General features: G+C 62.1%; 17 protein-coding genes, 3 tRNA genes and 1 riboswitch. Of the genes, 11 read left to right on the top strand and 9 right to left on the bottom strand.

The features are described 5' to 3' along the window. Positions 1-18: 18 nt before the first annotated feature. A complete protein-coding gene (locus OKC41_RS03515; RefSeq protein WP_041212459.1) occupies positions 19-1,062 on the bottom strand; it encodes an ABC transporter permease in 1,044 nt (347 codons plus the stop codon). Positions 1,063-1,064: 2 nt separating this feature from the next. Continuing rightward, positions 1,065-2,090: an ABC transporter permease subunit gene (locus OKC41_RS03510; RefSeq protein WP_010675471.1), complete on the bottom strand. Its 1,026-nt coding sequence runs from the start codon at positions 2,088-2,090 to the stop codon at positions 1,065-1,067. 740 nt (positions 2,091-2,830) lie between these two features. On the opposite strand from OKC41_RS03510, the gene OKC41_RS03505 reads away from it, so the two are divergent. The 7 genes from OKC41_RS03505 (at position 2,831) to OKC41_RS03475 (ending at position 10,586) form a co-directional block, all read left to right on the top strand. Continuing rightward, positions 2,831-5,437: a TonB-dependent receptor gene (locus OKC41_RS03505; protein WP_270671755.1), complete on the top strand. Its 2,607-nt coding sequence runs from the start codon at positions 2,831-2,833 to the stop codon at positions 5,435-5,437. A 102-nt stretch (positions 5,438-5,539) separates the two neighbouring features. Then, the gene (locus tag OKC41_RS03500) at positions 5,540-6,304 is read left to right on the top strand and encodes a DUF3450 domain-containing protein (protein WP_161470148.1); all 765 of its coding nucleotides are present in this window, start codon (positions 5,540-5,542) and stop codon (positions 6,302-6,304) included. After that, a complete protein-coding gene (locus OKC41_RS03495) occupies positions 6,301-7,674 on the top strand; it encodes a MotA/TolQ/ExbB proton channel family protein (protein ID WP_182935303.1) in 1,374 nt (457 codons plus the stop codon). The genes OKC41_RS03500 and OKC41_RS03495 overlap by 4 nt, the downstream gene beginning before the upstream one ends. Positions 7,675-7,684: 10 nt before the next feature. Further along, positions 7,685-8,212 carry a MotA/TolQ/ExbB proton channel family protein gene (locus OKC41_RS03490; RefSeq protein ID WP_041212455.1) on the top strand — a complete coding sequence of 176 codons (528 nt, stop codon included), beginning with the start codon at positions 7,685-7,687 and terminating at the stop codon, positions 8,210-8,212. Positions 8,213-8,279: 67 nt separating this feature from the next. Beyond that, positions 8,280-8,687 carry a biopolymer transporter ExbD gene (locus OKC41_RS03485; protein WP_005327075.1) on the top strand — a complete coding sequence of 136 codons (408 nt, stop codon included), beginning with the start codon at positions 8,280-8,282 and terminating at the stop codon, positions 8,685-8,687. 16 nt (positions 8,688-8,703) lie between these two features. After that, entirely contained in the window at positions 8,704-9,339 is a 636-nt protein-coding gene (locus OKC41_RS03480) for an energy transducer TonB (protein WP_039040356.1), read from the top strand. Positions 9,340-9,350: 11 nt separating this feature from the next. After that, positions 9,351-10,586, top strand: a complete 1,236-nt coding sequence (locus tag OKC41_RS03475) for a lipopolysaccharide assembly protein LapB (protein ID WP_201894394.1) — start codon at positions 9,351-9,353, stop codon at positions 10,584-10,586. 268 nt (positions 10,587-10,854) lie between these two features. Here the strand turns inward: OKC41_RS03475 and OKC41_RS03470 are convergent, their stop codons facing one another. After that, positions 10,855-13,860, bottom strand: a complete 3,006-nt coding sequence (locus OKC41_RS03470; protein ID WP_270671767.1) for a glycosyl hydrolase family 18 protein — start codon at positions 13,858-13,860, stop codon at positions 10,855-10,857. 145 nt (positions 13,861-14,005) lie between these two features. After that, positions 14,006-14,089, bottom strand: a riboswitch (cyclic di-GMP riboswitch). A gap of 293 nt (positions 14,090-14,382) precedes the next feature. Between OKC41_RS03470 and OKC41_RS03465 the strand changes: the two genes are divergently transcribed. Continuing rightward, a complete protein-coding gene (locus tag OKC41_RS03465) occupies positions 14,383-16,524 on the top strand; it encodes an ExeM/NucH family extracellular endonuclease (protein ID WP_201894395.1) in 2,142 nt (713 codons plus the stop codon). Between the two features lie 460 nt (positions 16,525-16,984). Here OKC41_RS03465 and OKC41_RS03460 read toward each other — a convergent pair. From OKC41_RS03460 to gltX, 5 genes are all read right to left on the bottom strand, one after another. Beyond that, positions 16,985-17,060: transfer RNA gene (locus OKC41_RS03460), tRNA-Ala, on the bottom strand. A 34-nt stretch (positions 17,061-17,094) separates the two neighbouring features. Further along, a tRNA-Ala gene (locus OKC41_RS03455) sits at positions 17,095-17,170 on the bottom strand. Between the two features lie 236 nt (positions 17,171-17,406). After that, entirely contained in the window at positions 17,407-17,538 is a 132-nt protein-coding gene (locus OKC41_RS03450) for a glutamyl-tRNA synthetase (protein ID WP_234922248.1), read from the bottom strand. A gap of 15 nt (positions 17,539-17,553) precedes the next feature. Continuing rightward, positions 17,554-17,685 carry a glutamyl-tRNA synthetase gene (locus tag OKC41_RS03445; RefSeq protein WP_234922249.1) on the bottom strand — a complete coding sequence of 44 codons (132 nt, stop codon included), beginning with the start codon at positions 17,683-17,685 and terminating at the stop codon, positions 17,554-17,556. Between the two features lie 164 nt (positions 17,686-17,849). After that, positions 17,850-19,265 (bottom strand): glutamate--tRNA ligase, encoded by a 1,416-nt coding sequence (gene gltX, locus OKC41_RS03440; protein ID WP_201894396.1) that lies wholly within the window; start codon positions 19,263-19,265, stop codon positions 17,850-17,852. A 263-nt stretch (positions 19,266-19,528) separates the two neighbouring features. Between gltX and OKC41_RS03435 the strand changes: the two genes are divergently transcribed. The 3 genes from OKC41_RS03435 (at position 19,529) to OKC41_RS03425 (ending at position 22,893) form a co-directional block, all read left to right on the top strand. After that, positions 19,529-21,631 (top strand): methyl-accepting chemotaxis protein, encoded by a 2,103-nt coding sequence (locus OKC41_RS03435; RefSeq protein WP_270671754.1) that lies wholly within the window; start codon positions 19,529-19,531, stop codon positions 21,629-21,631. 99 nt (positions 21,632-21,730) lie between these two features. Continuing rightward, the gene (locus OKC41_RS03430; RefSeq protein WP_010675484.1) at positions 21,731-22,390 is read left to right on the top strand and encodes a LysM-like peptidoglycan-binding domain-containing protein; all 660 of its coding nucleotides are present in this window, start codon (positions 21,731-21,733) and stop codon (positions 22,388-22,390) included. Between the two features lie 293 nt (positions 22,391-22,683). After that, positions 22,684-22,893, top strand: coding sequence for a cold-shock protein (locus tag OKC41_RS03425; protein WP_005297820.1), 210 nt, complete (start codon positions 22,684-22,686; stop codon positions 22,891-22,893). Between the two features lie 405 nt (positions 22,894-23,298). Here OKC41_RS03425 and OKC41_RS03420 read toward each other — a convergent pair. Then, positions 23,299-23,374: transfer RNA gene (locus OKC41_RS03420), tRNA-Gly, on the bottom strand.

The raw sequence follows: 23,374 nt of genomic DNA, 5'->3' as shown, positions 1-23,374 counted from the left end.
CTGGCAAGGCACCATCGCTCACTGATAACGGGTAAATTTGCGCGGATCGAACGCCTCCCGGATGGCCTCCCCGATGAAGGAGACCATGATGAGCACCAGGCTCACCGCCGCCACCACCGAACTCACGATCCAGATGGCGTCGAGGTTGTTGATCCCCTGGGAGAGCAACTCCCCCCAGCTCGGGGTCGGCGGCGCCAGGCCAAAACCCAGGTAGTCCAGCGCCGTCAGGGTGGAGATGTTGCCCACCACGGCAAACGGGGCCAGGGTGACGATCATCATCAGGGTATTGGGCAGAATGTGGTTGAAGATGATACGCCTGGTGCTCGCCCCCTGGGCCCGCGCCGCCATCACGTAGTCCCGCGCCCGCTCCTTGTAGGTGAGGGTGCGCATGTACCAGGTGATCCCCATCCAGCCGAACAGCACGTTGATGCCGACGAACAGGCCGAAGTTCGGCTTGGCCAGGGAGACCAGGATCATGATGACGTAGAGGAAGGGCACCTGGGACCAGATCTCGATGAAACGCTGCATCAGGAGATCGAACCGACCGCCGAGGAACCCCATCATGCAGCCGATGCTGACCCCGATGACATAGCTCGCCACCAGCGCGATGAAGGCAAAGCCGATGGCGATGCGAAAGCCGTAGACCAGCCGTGCCAATACATCGCGACCGCTGGTGTCGGTGCCGAGGAAGTGGCGCTCCGCCAGGCTCGGGGCATAGGGCGGATAGGCTTCCTCCTTGAAGTCCTGCTCATAGGGGTTCCAGGGGACCAGGGGCAGCAACACCCAATCCCCCTTATCTTCCTTCGCAAATTGGCTCTTGAGCTGGCGGTAGTTGGTCTCGTACTCGTAGTCGAGCCCGAAGTGCTGGCCCGGGATCACGTCCCCATAGGTGGGGAAATAGAGCTCCCCCTGATAACTCACCGCCAGGGCCCGGCTGTTGACCAGCAGTTCCGCCAGCAGAGAGATGACCACCAGGACCGAAAAGATGACAAAGGAGTAGTAGCCGCGCTTTATCGACTTGAAGCGCTTGAGTTTTTTCAGCGTTACCGGATTCAGGTTCATGCTCACTCTCCAAACCGCACGCGGGGATCGACCAGGGCAACGCAGATGTCGGAGACAATGTTGCCCACCAGCATCAGCATGGAGGTGATGGCCAGAATGCCCATGACGGTGGGGTAATCCCGCTCGACAATGGCCTCATAACCGAGCAGGCCGATGCCGTCGATGTTGAAGATGGTCTCGATGAGGAAGGAGCCCCCGAAGAAGACGGTGAGCACCGACCCTAAGTGACTCGCGATGGGGATCAGGCTGTTGCGCATGGCGTGATCGGTCACCGCCTTGCGAAACGGCAACCCCTTGGCCACGGCGGTGCGCACATAATCCGCCGACAGGTTCTCCATCAGGCTGTTCTTCATGGTCATGGTGAGGATGGCGAAATCCCCGATGGCGTAGGCGATGAGCGGCAGCAGCGCGTGGGCGAAGACGGTGCGGATCTGATCCCAGCTGCTCTCCATCCCGTCAAACTCGTCCCCCGGGAAGCCCCCCATGGGCAGCCACTCCAGATGGAACGCAAAGACGGTGATGAGGAAGATCCCCACCACGTAGGCGGGCAGCGCATAGGCCATGTAGATGAGCATGGAGCTCAGGGAATCGAAGCGGCTGTTGTGCCTGAGCGCCTTGGCCACCCCGAGCGGGATGGAGACGGCATAACTCAGCAGAAAGGTGGCGAGCCCGAAGAAGGCGGTCACCGGCAACCTCTCCTTGATGAGATCCCACACCGGCTCGTAATAACGGGTCGACTCCCCGAGATCCAGCACCGCCAGCTTCTGCAACCAGTCCCAGTAGGCGACCAGCATGGGCTTGTCGAGGCCGTAGAACGCCTTGAGCTCTTCAATCTGTTCGTCGGAGAGTGCCTGCGCCCCCTTGCTGCCACTGGAGCGGCCTGACTCGTTTTGCGAGACCTGCGCCTGCAGCAGCATGCGCTCGACCGGGCCGCCCGGCACGAAGCGGGTGATGGTGAAGACGAGCAGGGTGATACCGAGAAACGTCGGGATGATCAAAAGCATCCGACGTAGGAAATACGACAGCATGGTGGAACCTCGTCCTTGTTGTTCTTTTATGGCCAGTCACATCCGGTGACGGGCCTATCCTTACCTGGCATTACTCACTGAATTGACTGGCATTGGCAGACAATCCGGCTCGGTCACTGTAAAAGCTCTGCAACAAAAATCAAGTAGAACCCTGTCTGCGACCAGGAATGTCCCCCCCCCAGCATATCCCGCGGATGATTTTTTCCAAAAAACCCAACTTCAATATAAAAAACTGCTACGCCTACCCGTCCAACTCGATTTTAATTATTAAAAAATTAATTACACAGGTGTTTTAATCCATGCAAAGCAAAGCAAAATCAACAAGTTAATGACAAGCCGGACTGCTTTCTTATTTACCTATAAAAGAAGAGGGATAGCCGCCCCCACCCTCCGTTCCCCGGAAAACGCTCTCGCCACAAAAGCAGATGAAAATACTACAAAAAACCGCTTTCTCGATATCGACACTGGAGTGACAAGCGACTTATCGATAAGTTCAAAAATAATCAATAAAATTGTAAAAATCGAACCTAACAACATCTTTACATAAGTTGACGCGGCATTTACGGAATAAAACGCCAAAAATATTCCATCAAGTGCATATTCCCATCTAATTCCCTCTACTGCCCCCATCCCCGCCGCTCCATTTGACGTCCATCACCAAACCTTGATAAGCCTTACGCACCGCTCCAACGAGGGCGGTAATGGAAGCAAACAAAAAACAATCAGGAAGGATACTAGCGATGCTTAGGAAAAGCAGACTCTCTGCTGCCGTCGCGTTTGCCTTGGCGAGCGCGGCAGTTGTGGCCACCCCTGTCCTGGCCGAAGAGGGCCAGAACGTAGAAAAACTGCAAAAAATCAAGGTCACCGGCTCGCGGATCTCCCGGGTCGATGTGGAAGGCGCCACCCCGGTCGTCTCCGTGACCAAGGCGAAAATCGAGCAATCCGGTCAGCAGACCGTCGCCGATTACCTCAAGCAAGCCTCCTACAACTCCTTTGGCGGCGTCTCCCCTGCCTCCGGCAGCTCCTTCCAGTCCCAATCCACCGTCGGCCTGCGCGGCCTGGGTTCCGAGCGTACCCTGGTTCTGCTGAACGGCAAGCGGGTAGCGGGTTCCCCCACCATGGGCGGCACCTCCATCAACCTGAACACCATCCCCATGGCCGCCGTTGAGCGGGTCGAGGTCAACCTGGACGGCGGCTCCGCCATCTACGGTTCCGACGCCATTGGTGGCGTGATCAACGTGGTGCTCAAAGAGGGCTACGAAGGGCTGGACTTCCAGGGCCGCATTGGCTCCCCGACCGAAGAGGGCGGCGACGAGAAGAGCGGCTCCATCGTGGCAGGGGTGGCCGGCGAGAAGGGCTCCCTGATGGCGGTCTACGAGCACGACAAGAAGGACGTCATCTACGCCCGTGATCGTGACTATCTTGCCAAACAGGGCAACGACTCCCCCAACGCCTATGGCCGCAACGTGGAAGGGGTCACCGGCCTCGATGCCAACGGGGATGGCATCTGGAAATACGGCCCGCTGGCCGGCGCCACCAATGCCGACGGCTCATGCAAGGAGCCCTTCGTCGGGTTCGAGGGCGGCTGTAACTTCAACTACGGCCAGGTCAAGGCCACCACGGCCTCCCGCAGCCGTGACACCCTGTACGTGAACGGTCGCTATCACATCAACGACAACGTGGACTTCGTGCCGCAGATCATCGGCTCCCGGGTCGAGAGTTTCGGCCGCTACGCCCCGGCCGCCGGTGCCTTCACCATTGACCCGGCCAACCCGAAGAACGCCCAGTTCTTCGCCGACAACGGCCTGGATGCCGCCGCCACCCAGGGTCTGGGTGAGGCTGCCTACGCCTACTACCGCTTCAACAACGTCGGCCCCCGTGACAACTATGTCACCGACACCACCGGCAGCATGAACCTCGGCTTCGAAGGCACCATCGCCACCGAAAGCGTCGGCGACATGCAGTGGAACGCCGGCTACATGTACTCCAAGACCGACAACAAGGAGAACGGCACCGGTTACGTACTGAAGTCCGCCGCCCAGCAGGCGGTCGCCGACGGCAAGTTCGTCGGTGGCGAGTTCGACGCCTCCACCACAGCCTCCATGGCCGCCGACACCAGCCGCCGCTCCACCATGGACTTCTACCAGTGGTACGCCGGTGTCCAGTGGGACATGGGTGAACTGCCGGCCGGTCCGGTCAGCTGGTATGCCGGTGCCGAGTACAACGACTGGGTCTATGCCGACAAATACGACGCCCAGTCCGAAGCCGGCAACATCATCGGCTCCGCAGGCAACTCCTCCGGTGGCGTGCGTGACGTGACTGCCGCCTACATCGAGTCCCTGGTGCCCATCACCGAGCAGATCGAGCTGAACGTGGCCGGTCGCTTCGACAAGTACAGCGACTTCGGCAGCGCCTTCTCCCCCAAGGCGAGCCTGCGTTACCAGCCGCTGGACAACCTGATGCTGCGCACCTCCTGGTCCCGTTCGTTCCGCGCCCCCAGCCTGAGCGATCTCTACTCGGCTGACTCCTTCTCTGCCGACTCGGCGAAGGATTACGTCTACTGCGAGGCCAACGGCATCTCCGCGGCTGACTGCCCGAACGGCCAGTACGACACCACCCGTACCTCCAACGAGGATCTGAAGGAAGAGACCGCGGACACCTGGAACTTCGGGGTGGCCTACAGCCCGGTGGATGACCTGAACCTCTCCCTGGACTACTACACCATCAAGATCGAGGACGTGATCCAGCTGAACTCCCTGCAGTCTCTCATCTATGACGAACTGAACAGCGGCAGCTCCAGCAGCATCACCCGCAACAGCCAGGGCAAGATCAGCGGCGCCATCGCGCCCATGGTCAACCTGGGCACCCTCAAGACCTCGGGTCTTGATCTGAAGGTGGACTACAAGTACGACCTGAACTACGCCACCATCCGCTACGACCTGGGCGGTACCTACATCCTCGAGTACGAGGAAGGTCTGTACGCCGGTGGCCCCGTCATCGACAAGATCGGCCAGAACGGTCTGCCGCAGCTGCGCTTCAGCTCCGGTGTCGGCGTCAATGTTCCCCAATGGTGGAACATGGATACCTACCTGAGCGCGAACTACATCGACTCCCAGAGCCAGGACTATATCGCCGATACCGGTGAGGAAGTGGGCCACATCGCGTCCCAGACCACCTGGAACCTGAACGTCGGCGTGGATGCTCCCTGGGATGGCAAGATCCAGGTCGGGGTGAAGAACATGTTCAACTCGGGCCCGTCCCTCGAGAGCGATGGCTTCACCTATAACGAAGATCTCTACAGCATCGACGGTCGCATCTACTACCTCGACTACAGCCAGAAGTTCTAATTCACCTGCAGATGACAAGCCGGCCCGTTCGGGCCGGCTTTGCCCAAGGTCCCAAGGAAGTTACGGAGATAGGGTAATCCTATGAAGACAAGGACAATTACAATGAAGAAAGCGCTCCTCGGCAGCCTGATTTCGGCTGCCTTGCTGACCAGCTTCAATCTGAGTGCCGCCACCGCCGGTCAGGCCGTGGACGCTCAAGCCGCCACCGACAATGCATCCAAAGTTTCCCAGCAGAAGATCGACAGCTACGCCGAGTCTGCCGAGTCTGCCCTGGCCCAGTACAAGGCCGCCCTGCGCCAGGTGGACAGCCTGCGCGCCTACAACGAGCAAGTGGGCAAGATGGTCGACTCCCAGAGCGCCGAACTCGCCTCCATGCAAAAGCAGATCGCCCAGATCGACCAGACCAGCACCGAAGTGGTGCCCTTGATGCTCAAGATGATCGACTCCCTCGAGCAGTTCGTCTCCCTGGATCTGCCGTTCCAGAAGGTGGAGCGTGAGGACCGCGTGGCGGCCCTGACCGATCTCATGAACCGGGCCGACGTCACCATCTCCGAGAAGTACCGCAAGATCCTCGAGGCCTACCAGATCGAGGAGGGCTTCAGCCGCACCATCGAAGCCTACAAGGCGAGCCTGGACAAGGATGGGGACGAGAAGACCTACGAGTTCCTGCGCGTCGGCCGCATCGCCCTGCTCTACCAATCCCCGGATGGCAACGAGACCGGCATGTGGAACAAGCAGACCCGCCAGTGGGAAGAGTTGCCCCAGGAGTATCGCAGTGCAGTGGAACAGGGCCTTCGCATCGCCAAGAAGCAGGCGCCTCCCGCCCTCATCAAGCTGCCGGTTCAAACTGCGGAGAAAGCATCATGAAAGGAATCAAACTTGCCATCGCCTCGCTGATCGCGGGCGCTACCCTGGTCACCCTGCCGGTGACCGCCGCCGAGAAACCGGTGGATCTGAACGCCCTGCTCAATCAGGTCAAGGCTGCCAGCACCAGCGAATCCCAGCTCAACAAGGAGCGGGAAGCCCGCTTCCTGGCTGACAAGAACGAACAAGGGGCCCTGCTCGCCAAGGCCAAGGCGGATCTCGCCGCCGAAGTCGCCAGGGGCGAAAAGCTCAAGGCCACCTTCGATGCCAACGACAAGCAGCTCACCGAGCTGACCGAGACCCTGCGCCAGCGCTCCGGCAACATGGGCGAGATGTTTGGCGTGCTGCGCCAGTTCGCCGGCGAGTTCAAGGGGATCTTCAACGCCTCTGCCCGCCGGGTCGAGCATCCGGAGCAGACCGCCCTGCTGACCCGCCTGGCCGAAAGCAAGGAGCTGCCCTCCAGCGATGACCTGACCGCCTTCTGGACCACCACCCTCAGCCGCATGGTCGACGGTGGCAAGGTGAGCCAGATCCCGGCCACCGTGGTCTATGGCGAAGGCAACCAGGCCGAGAAGACCGTCACCCAGATCGGTGAGTTCAACACCGTCTCCGAAGGCAAGTACCTCACCTTCGTGCCGGAGACCGGCAAGTTCGAGCAACTCTCCCGCCAGCCCGAGAACGCGGTGCTGGAACCGGTCGCCAAGTTTGAACAGGGTGGCGGCAGCGTCGAACCCATCTTCATCGACCCGTCCCGCGGCGTGATCCTCTCCCTGCTGGTGCAGTCGCCGACCCTGAAGGAGCGGATCGACCAGGGTGGTGAAGTGGGCTATGTCATCATGGTGCTCGGCGTGCTCGGTACCCTGTTGGCCCTGTTCTGCGGCGCTCGCCTCTCCCTCATCGGCGGATCCATGCGCAAGCAGCTCAAATCCGATCAGATCATCAAGGGCAATCCCATCGGCGAGATGCTGGGGGCCTACCAGGATCACCGGGGTGACAACATCGAGGATCTGGAATCCAAGCTCGACGAGATCATCCTGCGCAACGTGCCCAAGTTCGAGAAGGGCATCAGCATCATCAAGCTGATCGCCTCGGTCGCCCCGCTGCTGGGTCTGCTGGGTACCGTGGTCGGGATGATCGCCACCTTCCAGGCCATCACCCTGTTCGGTACCGGCGATCCCAAGCTGATGGCGGGGGGTATCTCCGAAGCCCTGGTCACCACCATGCAGGGTCTGGTGGTCGCCGTGCCCATGCTGTTCCTCTACACCATCGTGCAGACCCAGAGCCGTCGTCTGATCCAGGTGCTGGAAGAGCAGAGCGCCGGTTTCGTCGCCCGCTACCAGGAACGTCTGCACGCCGCCAAAGCCGCAGCCTAAGGAGTCACCCATGTGGTTCTGGTTGATTGAAGAAGTCGAGTCGGTCCGCCGGTTTCTGGGATTGGGGGGCGACGTACTGGTCGCCCTGTTCTTCCTGACCCTGATGATGTGGGCCCTGCTGCTGGAGCGCTGGTTCTACTTCATGGCGGTCTACCCCAAACAGGTGAAGCAAACCAAGGCTACTTGGCTGGCCCGCACCGATCACCTCTCCTGGTCTGCCAGGCAGATCCGCCGCGAGCTGGTCTCCCGGGTCGCCATGGCGGTGGACAAGGGGATGCCGGTCATCAAGGTGCTGATCGCCCTCTGCCCGCTGATGGGGCTGCTCGGGACCGTGGTGGGCATGGTGCAGGTGTTCGATACCCTGGCCATCACCGGCACCGGCTCCCCCAGGGCGATGGCCTCGGGGATCTCCAAGGCGACGGTACCGACCATGGCGGGCATGATTGCCGCCCTTTCCGGCCTGTTTTTTGTCAACCAGCTCGATCACAAGGCCAAGTTGGCGGTGCAGAAGCTGGAAGACAACCTGAAACACGGCTGATGCAGGATGCACATCTCCGGCCGGGCCATGCCCGCCGGGGCACAGAACAAGCAAGGAGTTTTTTGCCATGAGAAAACGTCACAGCGACAGCGGTGCTGACGAGGCGGCCATCGATTTGACCCCCATGCTGGACATCGTGTTCATCATGCTGATCTTCTTCATCGTCACCACCTCGTTCGTCAAGGAGTCCGGCGTGGAGATCAACCGCCCGAGCGCCAGCACGGCCGAGACGGTGAAGAAGGGGAACATCATGGTCGCGGTCCGCGAGAACGGTCAGGTCTGGGTCGACAAACGGGTCGTCGAAGTGGGTGCCGTGCGCGCCAACATCGAGCGGCTGCGGGCGGAGAACCCGGAGAGCGCCGTGGTGATTCAGGCCGATACCGAGTCCCGTTCCGGGCTGGTGGTGCAGGTCATGGACCAGATCCGCATGGCCGGTGTCCAGAACATCTCCATCGCGGCGAGCAAGAGCAGCTGATGCCGGAGCGAGCCCTATGAGATATCTGATATCGTTGGCGGTCTCCTGCGTGGTGGTGTTCTTCTTGTTTCTGGGAATGAACAAGCTCATCACGCCGGATCACCGGGAGCTGACGGAGCGGGAGGACGTCACCATGACCGACTTCATCCGCCTCAAGCCTCAGGAGACCCTGCAAGAGAAACAACGGGAACTGCCCAAACCGCCGCCCCCGAACCGCCCGCCGCCCCCGCCCGAGATGGAGGTGGCGAGCACGGACAGGCCGCAGATGGAGAGCTCCCCCATGGACATGCCCAAACTCGACATCCCGGTCAACATCGGTGGCGGCAACGCCCTGGGTGCCTACAGCACCGGCGGAGGTGGCGGCGGCATGGGTGGCAACAACGGCGCCATCCCGATGGCGACCTTCGAGCCCATGATGCCCCGCAAGGCGGCCCTGGCCGGTCTTGCGTCCGGCAAGGTGCTGGTGGAGTTCACCGTCACCGAGCGCGGTACCGTGAGCAACATCCGCATCGTCAAGGAAGAGCCCCGCAGCTATGACCTCGGCAAGGCGGCGCGCCAGACCATCGCCAAGTGGACCTTCAAACCGGCCATGGTGGACGGCAAGCCGCAGGCCAGTCGCATGCAGCAAGAGATCGAGTTTGCGACCAACTAAGGAGGGTGGCGATGAAAAAGTTACATACCCTGATCCTCGCCCCGGTGGCCATGGCGGTGCTGCTCAGCACCGCCACCTGGGCCGCCGAACAACCCGCCCTGTCTGACCGCGCCTACCGCGCGGTCAACAAGGCCCAGGCGTTGATCACCGAGAAGAAATACGGCGAGGCCAATGCCAAGCTGCAGGAGGCGCTGTCCGGCGTCGGCGAGCGGGTCTACGACAAGGGGGTCATTTTGCAGACCCTGGGCTTCGTGGCGGCGCAGCAGGAGAAGTACGGTCAGGCGACCAAGTACTTCGCCGACGCCATCGCCACCGGCGGCCTGCCGCCCCCGGTGGCCCAGCAGGTGCGCTACAACCTGGCCCAGCTCTACATGGCGGAGGGGAACTTCAAGGGTTCCATCAACACCATGAAGGAGTGGTTCGCAAACCTCGGCAAGGACGAGAAGCCGACCCCGCACGCCTACATCACCCTGGCCAACGCCCATGTGCAGCTCAAGCAGTACCGGGAAGCCATTCCGGCGGTGGACAACGCGATCAAGCTCTCCGCGGGCAAGGCGCCGGAGTCCTGGTACCTGCTGAAGATGGCTGCCCACTACGAGCTGAAACAGTACAAGCCGGCCACCGAGGTGCTGACCGCCCTGGTGGACCGCTACCCGGAGAAGAAGAAGTACTGGACCCAGCTCTCGGCCATGCACATGCAGGCGGGCAACGATGCCAAGGCCCTGGCGGCACTGGAAGGGGCCTACAACCTCGGCATGCTGACCGAAGCCAACGAGTTGCAGCGGCTCGCCAACTACCTCGCCTTCGCCGGCATTCCCCACCGCGCCGCCCGCGTGATGGAGAAAGCCATGAAGGAGGGGCAGATCGAGAGCACCGCGGCCAACTACAAGACGCTCGCCAACTACTGGCATCAGGCCAAGGAGCTGGACCCGGCCATCGACACCCTGGCCAAGTCCTACAAGCTGGCCCCCAATGCCGAGCTGCAGCTCAAGATGGCGCGCATGATGATCCAGAGCAAGCGCTACCAGGATCTGGTGGCCTTCGCCGCCAAACCTGCCGCCAACGCCAGCGGCGAGCAGCGGGCGGACCTGAAGTTCCTGACCGGGGTCGCCTATTTTGAGCAGCAAAAGCCCAAGGAGGCGCTCTCCGCCTTCACTCAGGCCGCCCAGAATGGCAATGTCAGTGGTCGCGCTTCCCCCTGGATCAGCTTCTTGAAAGAGCAGCAGGGCGGCGCCGTCACCCAATAAAGCTGCGCGGCCCGGCTGGCGGGACGGGGATCTCCCCGACTCGGCATCCGGGCCGCGACACATCGACAAGGGGGTCACCCCGCAGATTGCCTTGGTGGCAATTGGCCGCTCTTCGGAGCGGTCTTTTTTATGGCACCGCCCCTGCCCTTTTCCCCCTCCTTCTCCTGATGCAAGGCACAAAAAAATCCGGAGCCTGGGCTCCGGATTGGGTCATTGCCTTGCGAGAGAACAGGCCATGCAAAGTGCCGGCCTGCCGATCAAACGGTCATCAGTAGCTGCACACCAGCTTCCAGCTGCCGTCGCCCGCCTTGGGCTCACTGCTGGTCCACCAGTTGGCCTGCCACACCGCCTTGCCGTTGGTCATGCGGTCGTTGCCATTGGCGTGATCCCCGCGCGGCCAGGTCGGATAGGCATTGTAGTCCGCCGGGTTGACGTTCTGGCTGGCACAGGTGGTGCCACCGCTGCCGCCGTCACCACCGCCACTGCTGCCCAGCACCGCCTCGGCCAGGGCCGGGAAGTCGGACTTCAGGCCTATGGTCTGGCTGCCGGCAATCAGGCGCATGCCACTCGGCACGCCGGCGGCCGGCAGGTAGTAGGTCATGGCCACTTCCACGTCGGTGCCCGGCGTCCAGGCTTTCCAGGCTGGCAGCGTCAGAGCCACCTTGTGGAAGTCCTTCTCATTGGCGATACCGTCCGAGTTCTGGTTGCCACCGCTCTCCACCACTTTCAGTCCCATGCCGCTCTGGTCGGTGATGGTGTCTGAGATGGAGGTGGGGACCAGGAACTCGATGCGGGTGCCGCCCGGAATGGTCTGGGTCGATTTGTTGGTGAGCTTGAGGGTCGGGTTGATCGGGTAGTTGGAGTCCCCTTCCTTGAAGCCGGAGAGGCTCACGCCGATGTCGAGCTGGGCGGCCGGAGCCGGCAGATCATTCTGCTTCAGGGCAGCCTTGTCGGCCTTGCTGAACTTCTCGTAGGCGAGGCTGGTGAGGGTGCTGCCCATCACGTACTCGTTCTTCGCGGCGTCGAAGTCATAGTCCCCCGCCATCTCCCAGAACATGACGCCCCCCAGGCCCCGCTTGACGATGTAGTCGAGCTTGTGACCCATGGACTCTTCATCTTCGGTGGAGAGGAACACCTTCTTCTGCTCGTTCCAGAGCCAGGGCGCATGGGCCTTGTCGTCGTAGTAACGCACATACTGGCCTTGCATCACGTGGGCCGGGTTGTTGGGATCCAGACCCCAGGCCTGGCCGTAGCTCGGCAGGGTGGTGATGCCGAGGCTGGCCGCGTGCTCCAGGTTCTTGGCATGCCACATGGGCACGGCGCCACCGCCAATCTCCTTGCCGTTCTTGTCAAGGTCATGCCAGATGTTGTCGATGCCCACCGCCCCGTTGCCGCACGGAATGGTGCTGCCACCGGTGCCCGGCTGGCAATCGCTCTGGCTCGGCAGCGCCGCCTTGCCACCCAGACCGTGGGTGCCACCGGTGACCCCCTGCCAGCCACGGGTGTAATAGGGCACCCCTATGTTGATCTTGCCCGCCGCCAGGGCACCACGGAAGTAGTGGGCCGCCCAGGCGGAGTTGAGATAGCCGATGCCGCCAAACTGGGCCTGGGTGTAGACACCCCACTGGGACAACTCGGGATCCGCCTTGTTGTCGAACAGGGCGGCGTTGTGACCGACGAAGTGGTTCCAGGCACCGTGGAAGTCATAGGTCATCAGGTTGACGTAGTCGAGGTACTGGGTGACTTGGAAGTTCTCCATGCCGCGCAGCAGGTAGGCCGAGGCCGGCGAGGCGATGGTCAGCATGTACTTGCGACCGTCCTCGGTGCCGGCGCTGTCGAGCTTGTTGCGCAGGGTCTTCATCAGCACTTCATAGTTCGCAAAGAGCTTGCCGCGACACTGGTTGGAGAGCGGGAAATCGTTGGGGTTGCCCGCATCCTTCATAGAGGTGGGGTACTCGTAGTCGATATCCACCCCATCGAAGCCGTACTGGCGGATGAAGCCCACGGCCGAGTCGGCAAAGGCGTTGATGCCGGCGGTGTTGACCGAGCAGTCACCCTTGGTGGTGGCGGCGTAGAAGCCGCGGGTATCGGCCCAGCCCCCCACCGAGATCAGGGTCTTCACGTCCGGATACTGCTTCTTGTACTTCGACAGCAGGTTGAAGTGGCCCTTGTAGGCAAACTCCGGATCCATCTCGGCGCCCGGCACCCCGTTCCAGGTCAGCTTGGTGGCGGCGTCATCCACCTTGATGGTGTGACTCTGCTCGTCCACCGCCGCGAAGGCGTAGTTGATGTGGGTGATCTTGTCCCAGGGAATGTCGCTCACCAGGTAGGCGGGCAGGCCGTTCTTGCCGGTGCGCCAGGAGGTGAAATACCCGATGACGCGGCGGCCGTGGTCATCCCCCATGCACTCGCTGCCGTCGGCGCGGTAGATCTGGCGCACGTCGCAGGAGAGGTTGCCGCCGGTAGGGGGCAGGGCCGCCTCTTCCACCTGCACGTCCACCTGGGCCGACTCGCCAGAGAGGTTGCTCTTGTCGGTCGCCACCAGCTTGAGGCCGGTCAGCCCCTTGTTCTGGGGCGTCCAGCTCAGCTGCCAGGGGGCGCTGGTGTCCTCGCCCACCTTCTGGCCATTCACGAAGAGCTCGACCTTGGCGACGTCGTCATTGGCGTCGGTGACATTGCCGCTCACGGTGAGGGCGCGGCCCAGGGTCACCCTGGCACCGGCGGCGGGGCTTGCGATGCTCACCCCGGGCGCCTCTGGCGCCACCACGGCGGCGACCTTGAAGCTCGAATCCGCCTCGCTCAGCACCTTGCCGTCTTTATCCAGCGCCCGGGCCTTGAGGGCGTGATTGCCCGCACCGGCGGCAGACCAGCTGGCACTCCAGGGAGAAGCCGTGGCGGTGGCGACCAGGGTGCCGTCGATGAGGTATTCCACCCGGGCGAGCGCCGTGACCGGGCCGCTCAGCGTCACCGCCAGGGCCACACTGGCCCCCTCGCTGACGCTGGCACCCACGGCGGGGGAGCCGATGGCGACGACCAGGGACGGTGGCGGCACCTCGCCACCATACAGCTTCCAGGCATCGGCCCAGACCACCCCCACCCCGGGGGCGTAGTGATAGGGGGACGCACCGCACCAGCCGGAGTAAGGGAATTCCTTGCATTCATAGAGGGCGCCTGCGTTGCTGACGATGTCGCCAGCCTTGTAGGCGGTGCCGGCCTGATAGGCGGGGTAAGCGGCCTGCGCCCAGGCAGGGACGGCCGCAAGGGCGACCAGCATGGCAAGCCTGCTGGGCCTCAAGATCTGTTGCATATTGTTATCTTCCTTGTTTTGTCTTGGCTTCAATGCCGGGAAAAGCGCAATCGCAACAGGGAACAAGGGAGCGACAACAGGCCATGGACGGGCCACAAACCCTCAAGTCACCCTGGGTAACCCCGCTGTCTGGCCCGGATGGGACAGATCGGAGGCTTTGCGTCCCGGCATCACTGCCGGTTTGCCCTTTGCCTGGGTTCCGTGAGGAACGGCTCGAGTATAGGAAGCAAGTGACCACTGCTCAATCTTTATTCTCGAAGGAAAATATGTGAATGCTGGCCGCCTCACACTTTTCGCTCCCACCTGATGACAAATAGATCATCAATATCAAACTGTTAGCCACGTCAAAAAATGGCAGATGGGCTCCTTTGTCTCCTCATAATGTGCGTTGGTTCACTGGTCAGAGCTGCCAGAAATGTGACAATGCGCGCCCTTGGCCACGATGCCAAGGCTATGGAAACACTGGCAAAAATAAAAAAAGGAATACCCATGAAAGGAACACCTACCCTGCTGTCGCTGGCCGTGGGGCTCGCGCTCGCGTCCCCGTCTCTCTACGCCGCCGGCTTCAGTTGCCCGGCCGACAGTGCCCTCACCCCCATCCCCGCCATCCAGGGCAGTGGCGACAAGAGCCCCCTCGTCCCGGACGATCAGTTCGAAAGCGCCCGGAGCGTCTCGGTCAAGGCGGTAGTCTCGGGTCTGGGGGAAAGCCTCAACAAGGGCTTCTACCTGCTGGATGTGCAGGGGGACGGCAACCCCGAGACGTCGGACGGCATTTTCGTCTACCTCAATGACAAGAACTTCGCCAGCAAGTACCCGGACATCCAGCCGGGCGCCCTGGTCTGTCTGGAGGCCAAGGTCGAGGAGTATTACGGCCACACCCAGCTCAAGCCCCTGTTTGACGGCAGCACGCCGCGCCTGACAACCCTGGCCCAGGGCGCCGCCCCGGCCGCCACGGCGCTGCGGGTACTGGAGGGGGAAACCCTGGCCCGGGCCCTGGAGCGTCACGAAGGGATGCGGGTACGCCTTGACGCCGACAGCGCCCTCAAGATCAGCCGCAACTTCAGCTACGACTATGCCGCCCGGCGCAACAACCTGGTGCTCGCTCACGGCGCCCCGCTGATGAAGCCGACCCAGCTCCATGTGGCGAGCAGCCCCGAGGCCGTGGCGCTGGCCGAGGCCAACGCCAGCAACCGCGTCTTCCTCGAGTCGGACTTCAAGGCGGGGGACGGCAAGCTCCCCTGGCTGCCCGCCTGGGAGCCGGAGCAGGGTTACCTGCGCATCGGCGATGCCCCGGTCAATCTGGAGGCCATGGTCGGCTACAGCTACAACGAGTACCGCCTGATCGTGCCCCGGGATCAGACCATCACCGCGGGGGATCTGCTGCGCACCAGCGACAACGATCGCCAGAGCGCCCCAGCCCGTCTGGATGGCACTGACCTTCGCATCGGCAGCTTCAACGTGCTCAACTACTTCACCAGCCACTCCAGCGTGGGGGGCGCCCTCAACGTGCTCTGCGCGGATCAGGCGGATGCGGACAGCGCCAAGGGCTGCAACCGCGGCGCCAAGAGCCTGGAGGAGTTCCAGTTGCAGCGCGCCAAGATCGTCAACGCCATCACCGAAATGGACGCCGACCTGCTCGGCCTGATGGAGATGGAGAACAACGGCTTTGACGAGCACGCCGCCCTCCACGATCTGGTGGAGAGCCTCAACGCCAGGCAGAAGGAGGCGAGCAAGCACTACGCCTTCGTCACCCTGCCCAAGGCCCTGCTCACGGAGGATCGCTTCTTTGGCGGCGACGCCATCATGGTGGCCATGATCTACCGCCCCGCCCTGCTCACCCCGAGCGGGGATGCCGACGTCATCCCCCTGCCCCAGCAGCGCTACACCACGGGCGGCGTCACCAAGAGCGCCGGTCAGCGGGACTCCCTGGTCCAGCGCTTCACCGTGGCGGGCAGCGACGCCCCCCTGACCCTGGTGGTCAACCACCTCAAGTCCAAGGGGTCGGGCTGCTATGAGAACGGGGATGGCAAGACGGAGCCTGCGGATCTGCAGGGCAAGTGCACCGAGTTTCGGGTGAGCGCCGCCAAGGTGCTGGGGGAGGCGGTGAGCAAGATACCGGGCCAGGTGCTGCTGGTGGGGGACTTCAACTCCTACGCCAAGGAGGATCCCATCCGGGTGCTGACCGACTATGCGCCGGTCGCGGGGGAGCGCCAGATCCGCTCCGCCTCCCACACCTACATCGGCGACAAGCCCTATGAGCAGATGGGCCAGACGGTGGCCAAGGGTTACGGCCTGGTGGATCTGAACGTCAAGTTCAACCAGGAGCAGGCCATCTCCTACAGCTACGAGGCCGAGCTCGGCACCCTGGACTACGCCCTCGCCAACCCTGCGCTGGCTGACAAGGTGGTGGCGGTGGCCGACTGGCACATCAACTCCTTCGAGAGCAACCTGTTCGAATATGGCAGCGCCTACACCGGCGATCTCATCAAGTCGGACAACCCCTTCAGCGCCTCGGACCACGACCCAGTCATCGTCGACCTCAAGCTCAAGGAAGCGAGCAAGGGGGGTGGCGGCGCCATGGGCGCCCTGCTGCTGGCCCTGTTGCCGCTCGCCTGGCGGCGTCGTCGCTAAGACGCGGCATCCTCGATGCCAGGTGCAAAGCCCGCGATGATCGCGGGCTTTTTTTGTGCCAAGGCCATTTGAAAAACAAATGCAAAAGGCCACATCATGGGATTAATAAATGCCCTGTTGCCCCGTCTCACCCCTTTCCCGGGGGGCTGGCACCCTGCCGACGGGGAAACCCGGTGCTGACACCAGGGGCCGGATAGCGTATCCCGCAGGCTGCCGAACGAGCCAACCGCCACGCGGCAGAGGATGGCATCGCGCAGCCCGCGCCGTGGCCATGGCGGCATCGGCGCCAATCCCCACCCTCGCCCCCGTCAGAGGCGGCCAGGACCGCTGATGCCCTCGCGGACAGGGTGAAGCGCCATTTGCCAGACAAATGCAAAGGGCGAGATCATGGGAAATCCAAATGACAGGCAAACAAAAAGGCCACCGCGATACGGTGGCCTTGGTGCTTTCTTGCGAAAGATGGTGGAGCTACGCGGGATCGAACCGCGGACCTCTTGCATGCCATGCAAGCGCTCTCCCAGCTGAGCTATAACCCCGATGTGTGTGAGTGACGCTGAATCACTCTGAATTTGGTGGAGCTACGCGGGATCGAACCGCGGACCTCTTGCATGCCATGCAAGCGCTCTCCCAGCTGAGCTATAACCCCAACTCACCTCGGCGCTACCAAAGTTATCTCTGGCAACGGAGGCGCATGATAGGCATCACCCGCTTTGCTGTCAACCCAAAATTCTCGCCCACTGGAGCGTTTAGTCAAAATTCAGGCAGTTAGCTGTTTTTACCGCCAACCTCGTCGCTATGTCGCTGTTTTACGTCGCAAATCCGCTTGAGGCCAAAATACGAAGGGCCCCCGTCAGGGAGCCCTTTTCATGCCATGGCCGATGTTTATTCAGCGGCCATGCGCGCTTCGATATACGCCAAAGCGCGGTCGATGCGGGCCAGTACCCGCTCATTGCCCACCAGCGCCATCACGGCATCGATGGCGGGGGAGAGATTACCCCAGACCGGTGACGGCAATGTGCGACGGCAAGCTTACTCGGCGGCCATGCGCGCTTCGATATACGCCAGGGCGCGATCGATACGGGCGAGGACACGCTCCTTGCCCACCAGCGCCATCACGGCGTCGATGGCGGGGAAGAGATTACCCCAGACCGGTGACGGCAATGTGCGGCGGCAAGCTTACTCGGCGGCCATACGCGCTTCGATATACGCCAGGGCGCGGTCGATACGAGCGAGGACCCGCTCCTTGCCCACCAGCGCCATCACGGCGTCGATGGCAGGAGGAAGAGATTACCCCAGACCGGTGACGGCAATGTGCGGCGGCAAGCTTACTCGGCGGCCATGCGCGCTTCGATATACGCCAGGGCGCGGTCGATACGGGCGAGGACCCGCTCCTTGCCCACCAGCGCCATCACGGCATCGATGGCAGGAGACTGGCCCAGACCGGTGACGGCCACACGCAGCGGCATACCGACCTTGCCCATGCCCTGACCCAGCTCGGCGGCGGTCGCTTCAATCAGCTCGTGCAGCGCCTCGGTGGTCCAGGTCTCCAGGGCCGCCAGCTTGGTCTTGGCCAGCGCCAGCGGCTCGGCAGCCACACCGCGCAGGTGCTTCTTGGCTGCCGCTTCGTCGATGGCCTCGTACTCTTCGAACAGGTAGCGGCTCTGGGCAGCCACCTCCACCAGGGTGTTGCAGCGCTCGGCCAGCAGGGTGACCACGTCGGCCAGCGCCGGGCCATTGCTGGTGTCGATCTTCTGGTGTCCCATGTGCCATGCCAGATGCTTGGCAACATAAGTCGGATCCAGGCTGCGCATGTAGTGGTTGTTCAGCCACAAGAGCTTGTCGGTGTTGAAGGCAGAGGCGGACTTGGAGATGGCATCCAGGCTGAACAGCTTGATCATCTCGTCGAGGGTGAAGATCTCCTGATCCCCGTGGGACCAGCCCAGACGCACCAGATAGTTCAGCAGCGCTTCCGGCAGGTAACCGTCGTCGCGGTACTGCATGACGGAGACGGCGCCGTGGCGCTTGGAGAGCTTGGCGCCGTCGTCACCCAGGATCATGGAGACGTGGGCAAACTCCGGCACCGGCGCGTTCAGCGCCTTGTAGATGTTGATCTGGCGCGGGGTGTTGTTGATGTGGTCTTCCCCACGCACCACGTGGGTGATCTCCATGTCCCAGTCATCGACCACCACGCAGAAGTTGTAGGTCGGCGCGCCGTCGGTACGGCGGATGATCAGATCGTCCAGCTCGGTGTTGGCGAACTCGATGCGGCCACGGACGTGGTCATCGAACACCACGGAGCCTTCGGTCGGGTTGCGGAAGCGAATGACGTGCGGTGCATCGGCCGGATGATCGTGGGCGCCATCCCGGCACTTGCCGTCATAGCGGGGCTTCTCGCCGTTGGCCATCTGGCCTTCGCGCAGCGCTTCCAGCCGCTCCTTGGAGCAGTAGCACTTGTAGGCGCGGCCGTCAGCCAGCATCTCGTCGATCAGTGCGTTGTAGCGATCGAAGCGCTTGGTCTGGTAGTAGGGGCCCTCATCCCAGTTCAGCTCCAGCCATTCCATGCCCTCAATGATGGCGTCGATGGCCTCCTGAGTGGAACGTTCCAGATCGGTATCCTCGATACGCAGCACAAACTCACCGCCCTGGTTCTTTGCAAACAACCAGGAATAGAGTGCGGTACGGGCACCGCCGACATGCAAAAAGCCGGTCGGGCTGGGAGCAAAACGGGTTTTGACTTTCATCTTTAAGCCTTGTGTAGAGGGCCTTGGGCCAATTCGTTAAAAAAACCGTCGCATTTTAGCACCGACAATGACGGATGGGAAAACCATGGCGAGGCAGAGGGGAAAATAGGGTCTATTCCCGCAAAAACCGCTGTTTTAGAGTGATGTCTCAGAATTTTCCCTTTTTTCCCGCTTAGCTAGGCGAGGTCGCTGGAGAGATCTCCCGCACAGCCGATACTTCAGTCACCCCGTCAACGAACCCTCAACGATACAAGGAACGCGCGATGCAGTTTCGTTCTATCCAGAATCGTATCCTGGTACTGGCCGGTGTCGCCATGACCACGGCCCTGGTCATCCTGATCCTGCTCAACCAGTATTCAGGCCGGCAGACCCAGCAGCTCACCATCGACTCCAGTCGCGCCGCCCTGCAACAGGAGGCGTGGCAGAAGGTGAGTGCCAACGCCCGTGCCGAGGCCGCCACCATCACCCAGCTGCTGCAAAAGGGGCTCTCCTACACCCAGCAGATGGCCAGCGTCTTCGCCCGCCAGCAGGAGGGCAAGCTGCCGCTGGATCGCCAGCAAGCCACCGACCTGCTCAAGGCCCAGCTTGCCCTGGAGCCTCAGCTCTATGGCGCCTTCGCGGGCTTCGAGCCCAACGGCTTCGACGGCCAGGACGAAAGCTTCGCGGGACAGGCAGCCCTTGGCAGTGACGACAAGGGGCGCTTCGTTCCCTATTTCTATCGCGACAAGGATCAGATCGGCAGCGATCTGCTGCTCTCCATCGAGAAGAGCGATCCGGACGAGTTCGGCAACCCGGCCAACGACTACTACGCCTGCCCGAAACGGGAGGGGCGCCCCTGCCTCATCGACCCCTTCAAGGTGGACATCAACGGCCAGCAGGTGCTGGTGAGCACCATCACCACCCCCATCCTTGTGGATGGCCGGTTCAAGGGCATCGCCGCGCTGGATTTGGCGGTGGACTCCATCAGCCGTCAGGCCCAGTCTCTCAATAGCAACATCTATGACGGCAAGGGGGAGACCCTGATCGTCAGCGCCGCCGGCGTCATCACCGGTACCAGCGGCGACGCCAGCCTGCTCGGCAGCCGCGCCGACAAGGTGCTCGGCAACGGCTGGCAGCAGTACCTCAAACCGGACGTGCAGCGCCAGGAGCTCGACGATGCGTTTCGCATCTCGGTGCCCATCGCGGTGCCCGGCATGGCCCGCAACTGGGCCATCATCGTCACCCTGCCCTACAAGGTGGTGCTGGCGGGAGCGGACGAGCTGGCACGCCAGCTCACCGACATGAACCGCGCCGCCATGACCCAGCAGCTCATCGGTGCCCTCATCGTACTGGCGCTGGCCCTTGGCACCATGCTGGTCATTGCCCGCAGCATCACGGGCCCCATCCGCCAGATGGTCAGCCTGGTGGATGACATCGCCGACGGCGACGGAGATCTCACCAAGCGTCTGGAGAGCCGCTCCCGGGACGAGCTAGGGGCCCTGGCCCGGGGCATCAATCGCTTCATCGACAAGCTGCAGGCCCTGCTCGGGGATGTGCAGAAGACCGCGAGCGAGGTCCATCGCCACGCCGGGGATACCGATCGCATCGCCGGCCAGACCGACAGCAACCTGCAGCATCACCAGGCGGAAATGGAGCAGATGCTGACCGCGGTACAGGAGATGTCCTATGTCAGCCAGGAGGTGGCCACCCACGCCAACAACACCGCCGACTCCGCCAAGCAGGCCCAGAGCGCGGCGGACGAGGGCAAGGTACGCTTCCAGCGGGTGATCCACTCCATGCACAAGGTGGCCGCCGAGGCGGGCAAGGGCGCCGAGGTGGTGGAAGGGCTGGCGCACGACAGCGAGCAGATCACCAGCATCCTCACCGTCATCCAGGGGATCGCCGATCAGACCAACCTGCTGGCGCTCAACGCCGCCATCGAGGCGGCCCGGGCCGGCGAGCAGGGGCGCGGTTTTGCGGTGGTGGCCGACGAGGTGCGCAAGCTGGCGGGCAACACCCAGCAGGCGGTGCAGAATACCCAGGAGCTGATCGACAAGATCCGCCACAGCTCCACCAACGCGGTCAATGCCATCCAGCAGAGCCAGCAGCTGACCCATCAGGCGGTGGGGGAAGCGGATCAGGCGGAGGCGGCCCTCGGCAGCATCTTCCAGGCCATCGCCACCATCAACGACATGACCTACCAAATCGCCTCCGCCGCCGAGGAGCAGAGCTCGGTTTCCGAGACTGTCTCCGGCAATCTGTCAAAAACCAGCGCACTGGCCAACGACATCGCCAGGGACGCCACCAGCACGGCCAACGCCAGTCAGGCCTTGCGTCAGGCGGCGGAACGTTTGCAGCAATTGTTGGGTCAGTTTCGTCTCAGCTGATAATTTTCATGCTCCGGACTCTCCCCCTCGGGGACGAGTCCGTTTACCATAGGCGGCATATTTGCCTGATGGCAGGCAATGTAGTGAGAGGTAAATGCCGTGCCCACCCCGGACCGTCGCCCACGTGGCCATAACAGACGAGCCCAGCAGCGTCGCCAAGACGAATCACAAGGAACCCTGCTCCAACGTATCAACGCGGCTACCCTGCCCCTGCGCCAGCGTCTCGGCCAGGGCATGAGTGGCCTGGGTCAGCGCAACAAGGAGCCGAAGGCGGCCTCGTTCAAGCTGGCAAGCCCCCTGCCCCGCAAACACACCATAGGGTTGCTGGTGCTGATCCCGCTCTGGCTGCTGGTGCTGGCCTGGGAGCCCGCCCCCGCCGCCCCGACCACGGCGCCATCAGGCTCTCTGGCTGTGCCCCTGGCCGTGCCGGCCCAGGCCCTGACCGTCGGCAACGCCGGTGAGCCCCAGGCCGCCAAGCCCGTCGAGGAGAAAGTGGATGGCACCTGGTTGCAGCACGACGTGCAGGCCGGTGAAACCCTCTACTCCATCTTCCGCAAGTTCGAGCTACCGGGGGCCGAGCTCAGCCGGCTCATCGCCATCGAAGGGCCGGACAGGCCGCTGACCCGGCTGCAGTCGGGCAAGTCGGTGTTCATCCTGGTGGACACCAGCCGCCGCATCCAGCGGGTCGAGGTCCGCTCTCTCGGTCAGGTCAGCTACCGCTACGACCGCCAGGGGGAAGGGTTCGCCCTCAAGGAATAAGGGGGCTCGACCACCCCCTTATGCAGACGGGAGGCCATGGCCTCCCGTTTTTTTTGATGTGAAGCATGAAACAAGCTGCTGACTTCACAATACTTTTAGCTCGCTCAAAAAATGAAAAGTGCCAAATTGACAAGGGATCGGGCTCCAGTACAATCGGTCAGGCTTTAGACAGGGATTGTGCTACATGCTACTGGGACAAAGAGACGTGGTCAGTCATGCTTCAACCCCTGACTTCCAGGCAAATGCTGCCCAACCAGGCTTAGTTTCATTTTGTTATAGATAGGACTTACCACATGTCTGACATTCGCACCGGCCAAGTAAAATGGTTCAACGAAACCAAGGGTTTTGGCTTCATCGAGCAATCCCAGGGACCGGACGTTTTCGTTCACTTCTCCTCCATCCAGAGCGCAGGTTTCAAGACCCTGGCTGAAGGTCAAAAAGTCCAGTTCACTGTGACCCAGGGCAAAAAAGGCCCTCAGGCCGAGAACGTCACCGTTATCTGAGCCAGCGCCAGTGAACCCGTAGGAGGAGCCATCGCCCCTCCTATTTTTTTGCCCGCGATTTCCCCTCCCCGATCGGCAGAGCTCTTGCCGGGCTTGCCATCCCCACCTGCAAGCCGTTTATGGCCGCCACAGCCGCTATAAATCAAAATGATGAGTTTTGGGTAAATGCCCCGGTTTTAACTTATAGCGAGCCACTGTCTGTCATTCAGGCCCTGCCAAGCCTGTTAGCCGACCGCAAAGGGTTGTGCCCGATCTCCGGGAGGCTATTAGCAAGCAATACATCTTGGTCTTATGACTTGGGATGTGCGGGGAAGAGAGAAATCAGGCAAACGCCGGATACGACAAATCATCGCGGCGCGATGTGATGGGCAATTCAAAGGGATTATGAGGACGTCGAAGAGAGATTGGAGCGGGAAACGAGACTCGAACTCGCGACCCCGACCTTGGCAAGGTCGTGCTCTACCAACTGAGCTATTCCCGC

Source organism: Aeromonas sp. QDB17 (assembly GCF_027705305.1).
GTDB lineage: Bacteria > Pseudomonadota > Gammaproteobacteria > Enterobacterales > Aeromonadaceae > Aeromonas > Aeromonas caviae.
Note: the sequence above shows the minus strand (reverse complement) of the source record. Positions and strands in the feature narration are given on the sequence as shown.